Origin of the sequence: Prochlorococcus marinus str. NATL2A, from assembly GCF_000012465.1 — a bacterium.
Classification (GTDB): domain Bacteria; phylum Cyanobacteriota; class Cyanobacteriia; order PCC-6307; family Cyanobiaceae; genus Prochlorococcus_B; species Prochlorococcus_B marinus_B.
Window position 1 is genome coordinate 522,196 of sequence record NC_007335.2, and the last position, 14,696, is coordinate 536,891.

The following is a 14,696-nucleotide window of genomic DNA, read 5'->3' on the forward strand; positions in this document are numbered from 1 at the left end:
GATTGACAAATTTCTAATAGATCTATGCAAGCTTTTGCATCCAACAATTTAACCGTAGAAAAAGAAGAGCTAAGTTCTAACTCTCTTCCAGATTTCACCTCAGAATCTTACAAAGATGCTTACAGCAGAATCAATGCAGTTGTAATTGAAGGGGAGCAAGAAGCTTATTCTAATTTTCTTGATCTCGCTAAATTGATTCCTGAACATGCAGATGAGCTTGTGAGGCTAGGGAAGATGGAGAAAAAGCATATGAATGGTTTTTGTGCTTGCGGGAGAAATCTTGCTGTAAAGCCTGATATGCCTTTTGCAAAGACCTTTTTCTCAAAACTCCATAATAATTTTTTAGAGGCTTTCAAAGTAGGAGATACGACTACCTGTCTCCTAATTCAATGCATCTTGATTGAATCTTTTGCAATATCCGCATATCACGTTTATATACGTGTTGCTGATCCATTCGCCAAAAGAATCACAGAGGGTGTTGTCCAAGATGAATACTTGCATTTGAACTATGGTCAAGAATGGCTTAAGGCCAATCTAGAGACAGTTAAGAAAGATCTTATGAGGGCTAATAAGGAAAACTTGCCTCTTATAAAGTCCATGCTCGATGAAGTTTCAAACGACGCCGAAGTCCTTCATATGGATAAAGAAGAGTTAATGGAGGAATTTATGATTGCTTATCAAGATTCCCTTCTTGAAATAGGTCTTGATAATAGAGAAATTGCAAGAATGGCTCTTGCAGCGGTGATATAAGGATTTAATATTTTGCATCTTTCGTTATTCCTCAAGAACTTAAAGTTCTTGAGGAATTCTTTTTTTTGTGACCGTGGTGGTCTAATCTTCAAACTTGGATAAATATTTAGTTTCAATTTTGATCTTGCTTGGTGCCAAATGTTTGGTCTAATTGGACATTCAACAAGTTTTGAAGATGCCAAGCGAAAGGCATTAGGCTTGGGGTATGACCATATCGCTCAAGGGGATTTGGACGTATGGTGTACTGCACCTCCTCAGTTGGTTGAGAATGTGAAAGTTGTCAGTGCGATCGGAAAGACTATTGAGGGAGCATATATAGACTCATGCTTTGTTCCAGAGATGCTAAGTCGCTTCAAAACTGCAAGAAGAAAGGTTTTGAATGCAATGGAGTTGGCGCAAAAGAAAGAGATCAGTATCACTGCTCTAGGTGGCTTTACATCAATAATTTTTGAGAATTTTAATTTGCTCCAAAATCAACAAGTTAGAAATACGACTCTTGATTGGCAAAGGTTTACCACTGGTAATACTCATACAGCTTGGGTGATATGTAGGCAGCTAGAGCAAAATGCACCTCGAATAGGAATTGATTTGAGTAAATCAAAAGTAGCTGTTGTTGGCGCTACTGGTGACATTGGCAGTGCTGTTTGTAGGTGGCTTTCCAATCGAACTGGTGTTTCTGAACTCCTTTTAGTAGCCAGACAGCAAAAGCCTTTACTTGAACTTCAATCTCAACTTGGAGGAGGAAGAATTCTTAGTCTTGATGATGCTTTACCAGAAGCAGATATTGTTATTTGGGTTGCAAGCATGCCTAAAACCTTAGAAATTGACCCATCTAAAATTAAAAGACCTTGTTTAATGATTGATGGTGGATACCCTAAAAACTTGGGTGAGAAGTTTTCAGGACCTGGAATACACGTATTAAAAGGAGGAATAGTTCAATTTTTCAAAGATATTGGTTGGAGCATGATGGAATTGGCTGAGATGGAAAATCCTAAAAGAGAAATGTTTGCTTGTTTTGCTGAAGCAATGCTTCTTGAATTCGAGAATTGTCATACCAACTTCAGTTGGGGAAGAAATAATATAACGTTGGAAAAGATGGATTTCATCGGCAAGGCTTCTGAAAGGCACGGGTTTTCGGCTGTTGGTTTGAAATCAAATATTCAGACATTAACCGTCTGAACATTTGGTTACTTTTTTTTATGGCTAGACGTTTTCTCCTCGAATTTGAAAAACCTCTTGTTGAATTAGAGAATCAGATTGATCAAATCAGAGAATTAGCAAGAGATTCAGAAGTTGATGTAAGTCAGCAACTTTTGCAATTAGAAACACTTGCAGCACGAAGGCGAGAAGAAATATTTAATGCACTTACTCCAGCTCAGAAGATTCAAGTAGCTAGGCACCCCCAAAGGCCTAGCACACTCGATTACATACAGATGTTTTGTGATGATTGGGTTGAATTACATGGAGACAGGAACGGAACTGATGATCAAGCTCTAATAGGAGGGTTAGCTCGAATAGGTGAAAAATCCGTCCTTTTAATTGGACAACAAAAAGGTAGAGATACAAAAGAGAATGTTGCAAGAAACTTTGGCATGGCAAAACCTGGAGGCTACAGAAAGGCTTTGAGGCTGATGGACCATGCCGATCGCTTTAATCTTCCAATAATTTCTTTCATAGATACTCCTGGAGCTTATGCAGGGCTCATAGCAGAAGAACAAGGACAAGGAGAGGCAATCGCAGTGAATCTACGAGAAATGTTTAGGCTTAAAGTTCCAATAATTGCAACTGTAATAGGGGAAGGTGGCTCTGGTGGCGCATTGGGGATAGGCGTCGCAGACAGGTTACTTATGTTTGAACATAGTGTTTACACAGTTGCAAGCCCTGAAGCTTGTGCTTCGATTCTATGGAGGGATGCTGGCAAGGCTCCGGAAGCAGCATCAGCATTAAAAATTACTGGACCTGATCTTATGAAGTTAGGAATTGTTGACGAGGTACTAAAAGAGCCTTCTGGGGGGAATAATTGGGCCCCGCTTCAGGCTGGAGATACTTTGAAAAATGCCCTTGAGAAGCATTTATCCGAATTGTTGGCTTTATCCCCTGATGAATTGAGAAACAATAGATATTCCAAATTTAGAAAAATGGGAAAATATTTGGAATCTCAGTCTATCGAAAGTGAAATTTCAGTTTAAAGTTTTAGTGTTTGCTTTTAACTTTCTTGTCAACAGTATTAATTACGGGCGCTTCTAGAGGAATTGGGAGAGCAACTGCTAAAGCTTTTGCTGATTCTGGATGGGACTTACTACTTCTAGCTAGGTCTGAAGAAGCTCTAGCAAGACTTGTAGAAGAAATTGATAACAAAAAAGTTAAGGTTTTCTACAAATCTATTGATCTAAGTAATCCTAAAAATATATCTAAGGGAATAGTTGAATTAATGAATAATGGTTTGATTCCCTCAGTTCTAATTAATAATGCTGGAGTTGCTTGGACTGGAGATCTTTTATCAATGCCCCTTGAAAAATGGGAATGGATCATGCAAATGAATCTCACCAGCATCTTTCAGGTTTGCTCTGAGGTGGTTCCTTTAATGAGAAATAAAGGAGGATTAGTTATCAACGTTAGTAGTCATGCTTCTCGAAATATTTTTCCACAATGGGGAGCCTATTGTGTTTCCAAAGCAGCTCTAGCAAGTTTTACCAAATCCTTAGCAGAAGAAGAACGTAAGAATTTAATACGAGCATGCACACTTACTCTTGGATCGGTAAATTCATCTCTTTGGGATTCTGATAGCGTTGGGATGCAATTTGATAGAGATTCGATGCTTTCAGTTGATCAAGTTGCATGTGAACTTTTACATCTTGCTAGTCAACCAACTAATCAAATTATCGAGGATGTAACTTTGATGCCATCTGCCGGAGCCTTTTAATCTTGTTCTCTTATTTCGCGAACAAGAGATGCAACTTTCTTAATGTCTTTAATACCTGGAGATATCTCTAGTCGACTAGATGCATCAATACCATCAGGTCTAAGTTTAGAAAAAATTTCAGGAATTATTTCAGCAGATATTCCACCAGCTAAGATCCAAGGAGCTTTAAAAGTTTTATTAAGTAGTAATTCTATTGGGACTCTATTCCCAGTGCCTCCAAGTGATTTTTTATCCCAAGCATCTATGAGAATAGCATCAATATTCTTTTCATATTGACTTATATTTTCTAAATCATTAATAGCTTTTAACCTGAAGGCTTTCCATATTTTAATTCCTGGAAATTCATTCTTTAATTCTCGACAATAATCAACTGATTCATTCCCATGCAATTGGATTACTGATGGTGGGGTTGATCTGTTATTTATACATTTGACCTCCTCTAATTTTGCATTTGCGATTACTAATACTTTCTCAATACTTGAAGAAACTTTTTCTACTTCATTAAAAATTTTCATGCATTCTTCTTCAGGTACAAAACGAGGTGAATTTTTAACGCCAATAACGCCAATAGCATTTATTTTTAATTCCGCTATCGATCGTGCTTGCGAAGTCTTTGTTAGGCCACAAATTTTTATTGCTGTTGACTTTTTAGAAGAAGATTTTCTGATCATTACCAGAACTTTTATTAGGATTGATTGAAATGGATTTTATTGTGAGCTTGGAGGCATTTAAGTTTGGGTAGTTGGGAAGTTTTGAAAATCAGAGGTATCCCTTTGAGGATCCATCCAAGTTGGTTTTTGGTTTTCTTGTATTTTACTTTGTCAGCTAAAGATCAGTTCGAGACGCTTTTGAATGGTCAAGCATCTATTTGGAATGGATGGGTGATTGGTGCATCTACCTCTTCTCTTTTGTTTTTATCTGTTTTATTGCATGAATTGGCTCATTCTTTTGTAGCAATTGGAGAGGGTCTAAAAGTTAGAGACATAACACTTTTTTTTCTTGGAGGTATGGCAAGTCTTGAAAAGGAATGTCCGACTTCAAAAGGAAGTTTGAAAATCGCTATTTCAGGTCCTGTTGTTAGTCTTTTATTAGCTTTTTTAATGATTTTATTAAGTAATAATTTATCAGTATCAAATTTTATTCTCTCTAATTTATTTAAGCAGGTTGGTAGCCTCAACCTTTTAATAGGTGTATTTAATTTACTTCCGATAATGCCTCTAGATGGTGGCGTAATATTAAAATCTTTAATTTGGTACTTTACGGGGAGTAAAAGAGCAGGGATTAAAGTGGCTATTGGCTCTGCAAGATTAATTTCTTTTCTTGCTATTTTTATTGGTATTTTAAGTTTGCTTAGGGGCAACTTCTATCTTTCCATTTGCTTTTCTATTATTGGTTTATTTGTTTTTTCTTCATCTAAATCACAGAGCCAAATTATTCAAATACAAAAGATATTATCTGAATTATATGTTAATCAGGTTTGTAGTCGTTCATTTAGGGTCCTAGAGGATGATTTGCCTGTGAAAGTTTTATCTAAATATAGTTCATTTAATAAAGATAATTTTTCCAATGAAGTATGGATCCTTTTGTGTAGAGAAGGGAGATGGGTCGGTTATGTAAATGAAAAAATCTTGAAGAATATTTCTGTACAAAACTGGGATAAAAAATTTCTTTATGAATTCTCACAACCAATAAATGAATTGCCATCTATTAGTGAAAAAGAATCATTATGGAAAGCAATATTAAAAATAGAAAAAACAAAAGATGGAAGACTACTTGTACTATCATTTTCTGGTCTTCCTCTTGGAACTTTAGATAGAGTAGATTTAGGTAAAGCAGTACTTAAAAAAATCGGATTAAATCTTCCAGACCAATTAATTAAAATTGCAAGAAAAGAAAATATTTATCCACTGGGATTAAATTTACCTAATATTGCACAATCAATGGATTCAAGTGACTTGATCTAGGATTAATAATTATTTATTTTTTTAAATTTATTTATAGCAAAACGTTTTATTATTTCTTTGTCTTTTTGATTTAATGTATATGTAAATATCTGTGAATTAGGCCATGTTTTCCCTAACGAATCTTTTAGAAAATTTATAATTTTATCTTTATCTTTAATTTCATTTTTTATCTTGGGTGGATCTGCATTAAAAACTTTTTGCCATAACTGTTTTGACGGTTCCATTAAGATCTCTCCATGCTGAAGTAAGTGACCATTTCTCCAGTACTGAGCACTTCCAATATGTTTGTTTTTATCTTGATCAACTAGGTCAGCTAATGTTGAAGTCGAAAAACAATTACTATTGGATATATTCACAGGCTGATTACCATAAAATAAATCCACTCCAGCTTTTTTAATACCATCTTTTAGCCATTCAGTTGTCTTTAAATATGATTCTTTTTTATTCCTTGGTGGATATTTCCATATAAGAGCGTAAGTGAGTCCTCTGCTATGAAGAACAGCTTTCCCTCCACTAGGTCTTCTTACAATTTTTAACTGTTCATTTTTTAAAAGTTCAATCCATTTTTTTGGGAGTTCTTTTTGATTTTTTCCAATCGATAGCCAGTCTCCATCCCACGTATAAAAACGTACTGCCATATTAAAATTGTTTTCAGCTAATGACTTTTCTAATAGGAAGAGATCAATTGCCATTTGCTCTGGACCACTTAATTCAAGAGGGTTTAAATAAAGGACTTCTTCTAGTTTGTTCATTTTGATTTTTAGTTATTCGTCATAAAAAAGTTAGGTTATTTATATACCCCCCAAATTTATTGTCTTTTGAATTTATAAATGCATTGGAAGAAGTCAAATAATTGATTCCATTATTAATTAAGTTACCATGAAAAAAATTAGGACTTTCTAATTTAATTTTGGGACAACCTCAACGAATTGAAGAGCCGTTCAGAAGGAAACGTTCAAAAAAAATTAATAAAAGAAATCCTTCTGTAAATGAAAAAATCGATGCTTTTACTCAAGTTTCTGAATTCCAGAAAGAAGCAGTTAGGCGGGAGCTTTTATATAGCAATGTGGGATTAATTTTGAAGTTTGGATTATTTATTGTGTTTGCAACCAGCCTCGTGAACTTAGGACTTGCTTCTCATCAACGTGTGAATAGAAATCTAGAGTTGTCATATTTATTAGAAAAAGAATCAAAAAAACTTCACAAGTTAAGACTGCGTTTTGATGAAATGTTTACTAATGGTGGAGAACAAAGTTTTTTTAAGGAGCAAGATCAGTGGATTACTCCAAATAGTGTCAGAGTTATCTGGCGATGATTAACTTTGCTTCTCTTAGGTTTAGATTTGTGTTTGAAAATTGATTTAGATAGTTTTTATTAAGGAATATGGCTCTAGTACAAGCGGCACCAGGAACTGTATTGATTACTGGAACAACATCAGGAGTTGGGTTATATGCCACAAAGTCTTTGGTTGAGAGGGGGTGGAGAGTTATTACTGCTAATAGATGTTCTTTGAGAGCTGAAGCGTCTGCATCCGCAGTTGGATTACCTACCAATAGTCCAAGACAACTTAAACATATACAAATTGATCTTGGCGACTTGGATAGCGTACGTAATGGGGCTAAAAGTCTTCTAGAAGATTTGGAAAAGCCATTGGATGCTTTGGTTTGTAATGCTGCTGTATATCTTCCGCGTTTAAAAAAACCTTTGAGATCTCCACAGGGATATGAAATATCAATGGCAACGAATCATTTTGGGCACTTTTTATTAATTCAGATGCTATTGGAAAATCTTAGTAAGTCTTCAAGACCAGTTTGGAAGGGAAGATCTTGGGGGGTGGAATCATCTAGAGTGGTTATCTTAGGAACAGTAACTGCTAACAATAAAGAACTTGGCGGGAAAATACCAATACCAGCTCCTGCTGATCTGGGAAATCTATCTGGTTTTGAAGAAGGTTTTTGCGATCCCATCTCAATGGCTAGTGGAAAACGTTTTAAACCAGGGAAAGCCTATAAAGACAGTAAGTTATGCAATATGATTACAACCCAAGAATTACATAGGCGATTTAATTCTTCTCCAATTCTTTTTAGTTCTCTATATCCAGGATGTGTAGCTAATACTAGATTATTTAGAAACACTCCTAAACTATTTCAGTGGTTGTTTCCATGGTTTCAGAAATTAATAACAGGAGGTTTCGTAAGTGAAGCACTGGCTGGCGATAGAGTCGCCCAAGTTGTTTCAGACCCTCAATTTGCTATTTCTGGAGTTCATTGGAGTTGGGGTAATAGACAACGCAAGGATAGACAACAATTTTCACAAGAATTGTCTGATCGAGTCACTGATCCAGTGACCTCTAGAAAAGTTTGGGAATTGTCTATGCGATTAGTTGGGCTGAAATAATTCTTGAACTAGCTCTTTAATCAAAGCCCAATAGATCAAATATTTCACGGTCTTTTAAGGGTTCTGCCTCTAATGGCTCAACGTTATCTATCATTTTCTGGGCTAATGAAAGATACTCATTTTGTACTTCCACTACGCCTTCCTCTTCCGAATCCATCTCGAAAATTGTGCACTTTTTGAGTCTTGATCTGCGTATGGCATCTACGTTACGGAAATGAGCCATGGTCTTAAGACCTGTTCTTTCATTGAATTTCTCTATCTGATCTAATTCAGCAGATCGGTTCGCTATGACACCTCCTAGACGAACTTTGTAATTTTTTGCTTTAGCGTTTATTGCTGCGACGATGCGATTCATTGCGAAAATAGAATCAAAATCATTTGCGGTAACAATTAGACAATAATTTGCGTGTTGCAATGGAGCTGCGAAGCCACCGCATACAACGTCACCAAGAACATCAAATATAACTACATCAGTATCTTCTAAAAGATGATGCTCTTTTAATAGTTTGACCGTTTGACCTGTGACATAACCACCACAGCCAGTTCCCGCTGGTGGTCCACCACTCTCAACGCACATAACCCCATTGAAACCTTTAAACATAAAGTCTTCAGGTCTTAGTTCTTCACTATGAAAATCTACTTCTTCAAGAATATCTATAACGGTAGGCACCATTTTGTGCGTAAGGGTAAAAGTGCTGTCATGCTTTGGATCACAACCAATTTGAAGTACTTTCTTTCCAAGCTTTGAAAATGCGGCAGACAAATTAGAAGAAGTAGTTGATTTACCAATACCTCCTTTGCCATAAACAGCAATAACCAGTGCTCCTTCCTGAATTTGTGCTTTCGGGTCTTGTTTTACCTGAACGCTACCTTCACCATCCTCCTTACGAGTTATTGTCGAAGTCATTAATCTTTTTCTTTCGAAAGTCCTTATTTATATTCTTGCAGTCAAATATCTCTTTAGGAAATGTTTAGCGAATTCGATACATTTGGCATTAAATATATGTCTTCAAATGAAAACATATATATATTGAACAGCACATATGCGTATTTTTACTCATGCCTTTAACCTGCGTATTGGATAGTGAATTAGCTTTCAAATGTGTTGTGGGCACTAAGGGCTGCTAACTGTTGGGAGCACAAAAGTCACCGTAGGCAGATATTAGGTAACTAAAAAGTAACTAAATACGAAAGAGATTAAGTGTTTGTTGACGCTTTACCCTTTTTGGATGCAATTTGAATATATACATGTATCGAATTTATTTCTATGAGCGGTGCAACGCTCCTTAAGGAATCTGGTCCAAGAGAGGTTTTTTGCGGCCTAACATCTATTGTTTGGCTCCATAGGAGAATGCCTGATGCTTTCTTTCTGGTTGTGGGTTCTAGAACCTGTGCCCATCTGATTCAAAGTGCAGCTGGTGTGATGATTTTTGCTGAGCCGCGTTTTGGCACAGCCATTTTGGAAGAAAGAGATTTGGCAGGATTAGCTGATGCTCATGACGAGTTAAACAGAGTAGTTAAAAATCTTTTAGCAAGACGTCCGGAAATAAAAACTCTTTTTCTAGTTGGTTCATGCCCAAGCGAAGTAATAAAAATAGATCTTTCAAGAGTTGCCGAAAATCTGAATATTGAACTTAAAGGTCAAGTAACAGTATTGAATTATTCGGGTAGTGGAATTGAAACAACTTTCACTCAAGGCGAAGATGGAGCTTTAAAAGCATTGATCCCATTGATGCCGAAGAGTGATCAAAAGAAATTGCTTTTAGTAGGTACTCTTGCAAATGCTGTAGAGGATCGGCTTACTAGTATTTTTAATCGACTTGGCATAGACAAAGTAGAAAGTTTTCCACCCAGGCAGTCAACTGAATTACCTTCAATTGGCCCGGAGACTAAAGTCCTACTTACTCAGCCATATTTAACTGATACGGCAAGAGAGTTGAAAAATAAAGGTGCTGAAATAATTGAAGCTCCCTTTCCCTTAGGTGTCACGGGAAGTACCTTATGGATTCAGGCTGCTGCGGATTCATTTGGAATAGAGAAATCTCTAGTTGATTCAATATTAAATCCATTGATATCTAGGGCAAAGCAAGCCTTGATCCCCCATGTAGAGAAACTTTCTGGAAAGAAACTGTTTCTTTTGCCCGAATCTCAGTTAGAAATACCTCTCGCCAGATTTCTAAGTAACGAGTGTGGAATGGAGATTATTGAAATAGGAACGCCTTACTTAAATAGAGATTTAATGAAAGCAGAAATAGACTTGCTACCACCCGATTGTCGTATCGTTGAGGGACAGCATGTTGAGAGGCAATTAGACAGAGTAAGAGATAGTTCGCCAGATCTAGTTGTTTGTGGAATGGGGCTTGCTAATCCACTCGAAGCAGAAGGGATATCAACTAAATGGTCGATTGAAATGGTTTTCAGCCCAATTCACGGGATTGATCAAGCTTCTGATCTCGCAGAATTGTTCTCAAGGCCACTTCGCAGGCATGACATTTTAAATCCTAAAACACTTACATCAAATTAATTTCATGGAATTAACTCTCTGGACATACGAAGGACCTCCTCATATCGGAGCGATGAGGATTGCTACGTCTATGAAAAAATTACATTATGTTTTACATGCTCCTCAAGGGGATACTTACGCTGACCTTCTTTTTACGATGATTGAACGCCGCGGAAGTAGACCACCTGTAACTTATACAACTTTTCAAGCTAGAGATTTAGGAGGTGATACAGCAGAACTTGTAAAAGGACATATAAAAGAAGCCGTAGACAGATTTAAGCCAGAGACTCTTTTGGTAGGAGAAAGTTGTACAGCTGAATTAATTCAAGATCAGCCCGGATCACTAGCAAAAGGTATGGGTTTTGATATCCCAATTGTCAGCCTCGAATTACCGGCCTATAGCAAAAAGGAAAACTGGGGTGGATCTGAGACCTTTTATCAAATCGTAAGAACTTTACTCAAAGACCACTCGAATGAATCCAAGCATACGTGGCAGGAAGAAAAAAGAAGACCGAGGGTAAATCTACTTGGTCCAACTTTGCTTGGATTTAGATGTAGGGATGATGTTTTGGAAATACAAAAACTACTTGGTCAGTACGGGATAGACGTCAATGTTGTGGCGCCACTAGGAGCATCACCTGCAGATATATTGCGAATCCCCAATGCTGATGTAAATGTTTGCCTTTATCCAGAAATAGCGGAATCAACTTGTATTTGGCTTGAAAGAAATTTAAATATTCCTTTTACAACAACAGTTCCGCTTGGTGTTGGGGCTACTCAGGATTTTCTTAAGGAATTACACAAAGTGTTAGAGATGGAAATCCCTCAATCAGTAAACGAATCTAATAATTCGAAATTAACCTGGTACTCGAATTCAGTGGATTCGAATTACCTAACAGGTAAAAGAGTCTTTATTTTTGGAGACGGAACACACGCTCTTGCTGCAGCAAGAATTGCTAATGAGGAGCTTGGTTTTAAAGTTGTAGGTCTAGGAACTTATAGTCGAGAAATGGCTAGGAAAGTTCGTCCAGCCGCTAAGGCACTTGGTTTAGAGGCATTGATAACCAATGACTACTTAGAAGTAGAAGATGCGATAAAAGAAACATCTCCAGAACTAGTCCTTGGCACACAAATGGAGCGACATAGTGCAAAAAGACTTGGTATCCCATGCGCTGTGATCAGTACACCAATGCATGTGCAGGATGTACCTGCTCGATATAGCCCTCAAATGGGATGGGAGGGTGCAAATGTCATTTTTGATGACTGGGTTCATCCATTAATGATGGGACTGGAGGAACATTTAATTGGAATGTTTAAGCATGACTTCGAATTTGTTGATGGCCACCAAAGTCATCTAGGACATTTAGGTGGAAAAGGAACTCAAAATACAAATAAAGAGGCTATAAAAACAAACTTACAAGATTCAGTAATTACAGATAGCGACCCTATCTGGACACATGAAGGTGAAAAAGAACTTTCGAAAATCCCATTTTTTGTAAGAGGTAAGGTAAGAAGAAATACAGAGAATTATGCTCGCCAAGCTGGATGTAGAGAAATCAACGAAGAAACTCTATATGACGCTAAGGCTCATTATAAAGCCTAAATTTGGTCCTTCTAATTACGCCAATGAGAACTTTCTTGGCTTGATTTGATTAATCTCCAAACATTTCTTGATAACTTCTTAGCAATTAGACCACCTCTCTCAACTTTTGAGGAGCCTGGCCTAACGCCCAAAAGTTTTGATACTTCTGTTGTGCTTAGTGGAGCACCTGTTTCTAGAGCTAGAGAAGTTAGTTCAAGTCTTTGACGCAGCTCATACGTATCACATTTTTCGTCTTCTTTTAACCAATTCAAGTCGGCAAGTCCTTTGTCAGACAATTTTTGCATAAGACCTAACGAGACTAAACCTAGCGCTTGCTCCGGATTGATTTCAGCATTTGAGTTATTGTTTTTGGGATCCTTTGGCTGAGTTGCAGACATTCTTTCGTAAAATCAATATATCTTGAATTTATCGGCTTACAATCAGCATGCAAGTCTCAATTGCTAGCTAAAAAGACAATCTTTGAGGTAGTATCTCGCGCATGACGAGATTCGCCACATTTGAAAATAATGAGAGGCGACCAGGAGGAAGTCAAAGAATTACTGGTGCAGAGGTTAATAAATATCTTGTCGATGATCCAAAGAGAGTAATAACAACTGATTCTGAAAAATCGTTAGTTGCTCGTCAAGCAAGTCATGTAAAACAAATTGAATTAAGAACATATGTATTTCTAGATTCTTTGCAACCTCAACTTGCTGCTTATATGGGTACTGCAAGTTCAGGATTTTTACCCATACCCGGTGATGCTTGTCTTTGGATGGAGGTTTCTCCTGGAATGGCTGTGCATAGGGTTACAGATATCGCACTAAAAGCCAGCAACGTTCGATTAGGGCAAATGATCGTTGAAAGGGCATTTGGATCTCTTGCTCTTTATCACCGAGATCAAAGCACAGTACTGCATTCAGGCGATGTCGTTTTGGATGCCATAGGTAGCACAATTGATAGGAGAACGGATCCGCAAGTTACTTGGACTGAGGTTATTCGCTCTATTACTCCGGACCATGCTGTTTTGATCAATCGACAAAATAGACGTGGCTCAATGATTCAATCTGGAATGAGTATGTTCATTCTTGAGACTGAACCAGCTGGATATGTTTTGATGGCTGCGAACGAAGCAGAGAAGGCATCAAACATCACAATCGTTGATGTGAAAGGAGTTGGTGCTTTTGGAAGACTGACTTTAGCTGGGAAAGAAGGAGATGTTGAGGAGGCTGCGGCTGCGGCGATGAGATCTATTGACCAAATCAATAGAAGTTAATTATTTTTAATTCCTATAGCTTTCAAAAGGTAAGGCGCTAATTCTCTGGCGGCTTTACCTCTACTTCCATGTTTTGATAATTGTGCATTATTTAATTCTCCATAAGTGCAATTAGTTTCACGAACCCAAAATAATGATTCAAATTCACCATTGGGGTAAGCAGGCTCTTTTAAAATTTCGCCCCAGCAAATTCCTATTGTATTTTGGATTATCTCTCCACTGTTAGAGCAGAGAACCATTACGCTGCAAACTTTTGCGCTTCTATAAGGACTGTCTCCGAGAGCAGTTAGGATTTTTTCTATTTTTTTTTCATTTGTATTAGCAAGTCGTGCAGAAAAGATACCTGGAGCATTACCAAGAGAATCAATTTCAAGTCCAGAATCATCTGCAATAGTCCAACTGTTAGTCAATGCCGCTGCTGCTTTTGCTTTCAATATGGCATTCTCCAGATATGTTTTTCCTGTTTCTTCAACATCTAAAGAACTAGGTTGTTTTTTAACTTCAATTGGTAGCGGCCCAAGCATTGCCTCTATCTCAGCAACCTTCTTGGGATTACCACTAGCAATGGTTATTAGTGGTTTTTTCAAATCGAATAATTTAACTAGTCTTATATAGTCTTACAAGAAGAAGTCAAAAACAATAGTCGTTGAATTTTATAGATGATTTTGAGACAGTTTTTTGGTGAACATTCCAACCCTGACATAGCAAGGAGGCTGTCTCGTGAGTAAAAATAACTACATGAACTTGTTTACGCAATGCAATATGAGTATGTCCTGACTGTTGATCGAACAGTGTTACTCAACTGTCGTAGCAAGGGTGATAAGCTCAGCTTATGAATAGGACTAGAAACTGTAATCAGCGCTATTAGAAAATCCCCTTGACTAATTGCTCTTTGGCGGGCCATTGTCCCTCCTGAACATTCCATCCCTTTACAGAAATAGGACATGGCTAGCGAAACAATGGGTATTGCTCTCGGCATGATCGAGACACGCGGATTAGTACCAGCTATTGAAGCTGCTGACGCTATGACCAAGGCAGCAGAAGTGCGCTTGATTGGTCGTGAGTTTGTTGGTGGTGGTTACGTAACAGTTTTGGTTCGCGGAGAAACTGGTGCTGTAAACGCAGCAGTTCGTGCAGGCGCAGATGCTTGTGAGCGTGTAGGTGACGGACTAGTTGCAGCGCACATTATTGCTCGTCCTCATCGTGAAGTTGAGCCAGCTTTGGGCAACGGTAACTTCTTAGGTCAGAAGGACTGAATTTGACTAAGTCCTAAGAGGAGAGGACTTTTCAAATTTTCAACC

At 37.6% G+C, this 14,696-nt stretch carries 17 protein-coding genes; 11 read left to right on the forward strand and 6 right to left on the reverse strand.

The features are described 5' to 3' along the window. Positions 1–24: 24 nt before the first annotated feature. The 4 genes from PMN2A_RS02780 (at position 25) to PMN2A_RS02795 (ending at position 3,673) form a co-directional block, all read left to right on the forward strand. Positions 25–750, forward strand: coding sequence for an aldehyde oxygenase (deformylating) (locus PMN2A_RS02780; RefSeq protein WP_011294495.1), 726 nt, complete (start codon positions 25–27; stop codon positions 748–750). 138 nt (positions 751–888) lie between these two features. Continuing rightward, on the forward strand, positions 889–1,929 hold the full coding sequence (locus tag PMN2A_RS02785) for a long-chain acyl-[acyl-carrier-protein] reductase (RefSeq protein WP_011294496.1): 1,041 nt from the start codon (positions 889–891) through the stop codon (positions 1,927–1,929). A 20-nt stretch (positions 1,930–1,949) separates the two neighbouring features. Beyond that, complete coding sequence (locus tag PMN2A_RS02790; RefSeq protein ID WP_011294497.1) at positions 1,950–2,939, forward strand: acetyl-CoA carboxylase carboxyltransferase subunit alpha; 990 nt, start codon at positions 1,950–1,952, stop codon at positions 2,937–2,939. Between the two features lie 26 nt (positions 2,940–2,965). Continuing rightward, positions 2,966–3,673 carry an SDR family oxidoreductase gene (locus tag PMN2A_RS02795; RefSeq protein ID WP_041711152.1) on the forward strand — a complete coding sequence of 236 codons (708 nt, stop codon included), beginning with the start codon at positions 2,966–2,968 and terminating at the stop codon, positions 3,671–3,673. Here the strand turns inward: PMN2A_RS02795 and PMN2A_RS02800 are convergent. After that, positions 3,670–4,344 carry a phosphoribosylanthranilate isomerase gene (locus tag PMN2A_RS02800; protein WP_011294499.1) on the reverse strand — a complete coding sequence of 225 codons (675 nt, stop codon included), beginning with the start codon at positions 4,342–4,344 and terminating at the stop codon, positions 3,670–3,672. The genes PMN2A_RS02795 and PMN2A_RS02800 overlap by 4 nt on opposite strands. A gap of 63 nt (positions 4,345–4,407) precedes the next feature. On the opposite strand from PMN2A_RS02800, the gene PMN2A_RS02805 reads away from it, so the two are divergent. Then, positions 4,408–5,637: a site-2 protease family protein gene (locus tag PMN2A_RS02805; RefSeq protein WP_041710944.1), complete on the forward strand. Its 1,230-nt coding sequence runs from the start codon at positions 4,408–4,410 to the stop codon at positions 5,635–5,637. A 2-nt stretch (positions 5,638–5,639) separates the two neighbouring features. Here the strand turns inward: PMN2A_RS02805 and PMN2A_RS02810 are convergent, their stop codons facing one another. Beyond that, positions 5,640–6,389 (reverse strand): lipoate--protein ligase family protein, encoded by a 750-nt coding sequence (locus tag PMN2A_RS02810; RefSeq protein ID WP_011294501.1) that lies wholly within the window; start codon positions 6,387–6,389, stop codon positions 5,640–5,642. A 158-nt stretch (positions 6,390–6,547) separates the two neighbouring features. On the opposite strand from PMN2A_RS02810, the gene PMN2A_RS02815 reads away from it, so the two are divergent. Further along, a complete protein-coding gene (locus PMN2A_RS02815; protein ID WP_011294502.1) occupies positions 6,548–6,952 on the forward strand; it encodes a hypothetical protein in 405 nt (134 codons plus the stop codon). Between the two features lie 68 nt (positions 6,953–7,020). Beyond that, the gene (locus PMN2A_RS02820) at positions 7,021–8,034 is read left to right on the forward strand and encodes a protochlorophyllide reductase (RefSeq protein ID WP_011294503.1); all 1,014 of its coding nucleotides are present in this window, start codon (positions 7,021–7,023) and stop codon (positions 8,032–8,034) included. A 16-nt stretch (positions 8,035–8,050) separates the two neighbouring features. Here the strand turns inward: PMN2A_RS02820 and bchL are convergent, their stop codons facing one another. Further along, positions 8,051–8,941 (reverse strand): ferredoxin:protochlorophyllide reductase (ATP-dependent) iron-sulfur ATP-binding protein, encoded by an 891-nt coding sequence (gene bchL, locus PMN2A_RS02825; protein WP_011294504.1) that lies wholly within the window; start codon positions 8,939–8,941, stop codon positions 8,051–8,053. Between the two features lie 360 nt (positions 8,942–9,301). Between bchL and PMN2A_RS02830 the strand changes: the two genes are divergently transcribed. Both PMN2A_RS02830 and PMN2A_RS02835 read left to right on the forward strand, forming a co-directional pair. Beyond that, complete coding sequence (locus tag PMN2A_RS02830; RefSeq protein WP_011294505.1) at positions 9,302–10,558, forward strand: ferredoxin:protochlorophyllide reductase (ATP-dependent) subunit N; 1,257 nt, start codon at positions 9,302–9,304, stop codon at positions 10,556–10,558. Between the two features lie 4 nt (positions 10,559–10,562). Beyond that, complete coding sequence (locus tag PMN2A_RS02835) at positions 10,563–12,140, forward strand: ferredoxin:protochlorophyllide reductase (ATP-dependent) subunit B (protein ID WP_011294506.1); 1,578 nt, start codon at positions 10,563–10,565, stop codon at positions 12,138–12,140. 11 nt (positions 12,141–12,151) lie between these two features. Here the strand turns inward: PMN2A_RS02835 and PMN2A_RS02840 are convergent, their stop codons facing one another. Then, positions 12,152–12,517, reverse strand: coding sequence for a hypothetical protein (locus tag PMN2A_RS02840; RefSeq protein WP_011294507.1), 366 nt, complete (start codon positions 12,515–12,517; stop codon positions 12,152–12,154). Between the two features lie 101 nt (positions 12,518–12,618). On the opposite strand from PMN2A_RS02840, the gene PMN2A_RS02845 reads away from it, so the two are divergent. After that, positions 12,619–13,395 (forward strand): hypothetical protein, encoded by a 777-nt coding sequence (locus tag PMN2A_RS02845; protein ID WP_011294508.1) that lies wholly within the window; start codon positions 12,619–12,621, stop codon positions 13,393–13,395. On the opposite strand, the gene PMN2A_RS02850 is transcribed toward PMN2A_RS02845, so the two are convergent. Then, positions 13,392–13,982 (reverse strand): non-canonical purine NTP pyrophosphatase, encoded by a 591-nt coding sequence (locus tag PMN2A_RS02850; protein ID WP_011294509.1) that lies wholly within the window; start codon positions 13,980–13,982, stop codon positions 13,392–13,394. The genes PMN2A_RS02845 and PMN2A_RS02850 overlap by 4 nt on opposite strands. 161 nt (positions 13,983–14,143) lie before the next feature. Next, the gene (locus PMN2A_RS10260; protein WP_144043258.1) at positions 14,144–14,341 is read right to left on the reverse strand and encodes a hypothetical protein; all 198 of its coding nucleotides are present in this window, start codon (positions 14,339–14,341) and stop codon (positions 14,144–14,146) included. Here PMN2A_RS10260 and PMN2A_RS02855 point away from each other — a divergent pair. Beyond that, the gene (locus tag PMN2A_RS02855) at positions 14,340–14,651 is read left to right on the forward strand and encodes a BMC domain-containing protein (RefSeq protein ID WP_011130577.1); all 312 of its coding nucleotides are present in this window, start codon (positions 14,340–14,342) and stop codon (positions 14,649–14,651) included. The two genes, PMN2A_RS10260 and PMN2A_RS02855, sit on opposite strands and share 2 nt — an antisense overlap. Positions 14,652–14,696: the final 45 nt, after the last annotated feature.

Bases quoted from the DNA above. Each gene is read 5' to 3' on its own strand.
- PMN2A_RS02780 (WP_011294495.1), top strand. From the start codon at position 25: ATGCAAGCTTTTGCATCCAACAATTTAACCGTAGAAAAAGAAGAGCTA.
- PMN2A_RS02810 (WP_011294501.1), bottom strand. From the start codon at position 6,389: ATGAACAAACTAGAAGAAGTCCTTTATTTAAACCCTCTTGAATTAAGT.
- PMN2A_RS02855 (WP_011130577.1), top strand. From the start codon at position 14,340: ATGGCTAGCGAAACAATGGGTATTGCTCTCGGCATGATCGAGACACGC.
- PMN2A_RS02840 (WP_011294507.1), bottom strand. From the start codon at position 12,517: ATGTCTGCAACTCAGCCAAAGGATCCCAAAAACAATAACTCAAATGCT.
- PMN2A_RS02785 (WP_011294496.1), top strand. From the start codon at position 889: ATGTTTGGTCTAATTGGACATTCAACAAGTTTTGAAGATGCCAAGCGA.
- bchL (WP_011294504.1), bottom strand. From the start codon at position 8,941: ATGACTTCGACAATAACTCGTAAGGAGGATGGTGAAGGTAGCGTTCAG.
- PMN2A_RS02790 (WP_011294497.1), top strand. From the start codon at position 1,950: ATGGCTAGACGTTTTCTCCTCGAATTTGAAAAACCTCTTGTTGAATTA.
- PMN2A_RS02820 (WP_011294503.1), top strand. From the start codon at position 7,021: ATGGCTCTAGTACAAGCGGCACCAGGAACTGTATTGATTACTGGAACA.
- PMN2A_RS02830 (WP_011294505.1), top strand. From the start codon at position 9,302: ATGAGCGGTGCAACGCTCCTTAAGGAATCTGGTCCAAGAGAGGTTTTT.
- PMN2A_RS10260 (WP_144043258.1), bottom strand. From the start codon at position 14,341: ATGTCCTATTTCTGTAAAGGGATGGAATGTTCAGGAGGGACAATGGCC.
- PMN2A_RS02835 (WP_011294506.1), top strand. From the start codon at position 10,563: ATGGAATTAACTCTCTGGACATACGAAGGACCTCCTCATATCGGAGCG.
- PMN2A_RS02800 (WP_011294499.1), bottom strand. From the start codon at position 4,344: ATGATCAGAAAATCTTCTTCTAAAAAGTCAACAGCAATAAAAATTTGT.
- PMN2A_RS02845 (WP_011294508.1), top strand. From the start codon at position 12,619: ATGACGAGATTCGCCACATTTGAAAATAATGAGAGGCGACCAGGAGGA.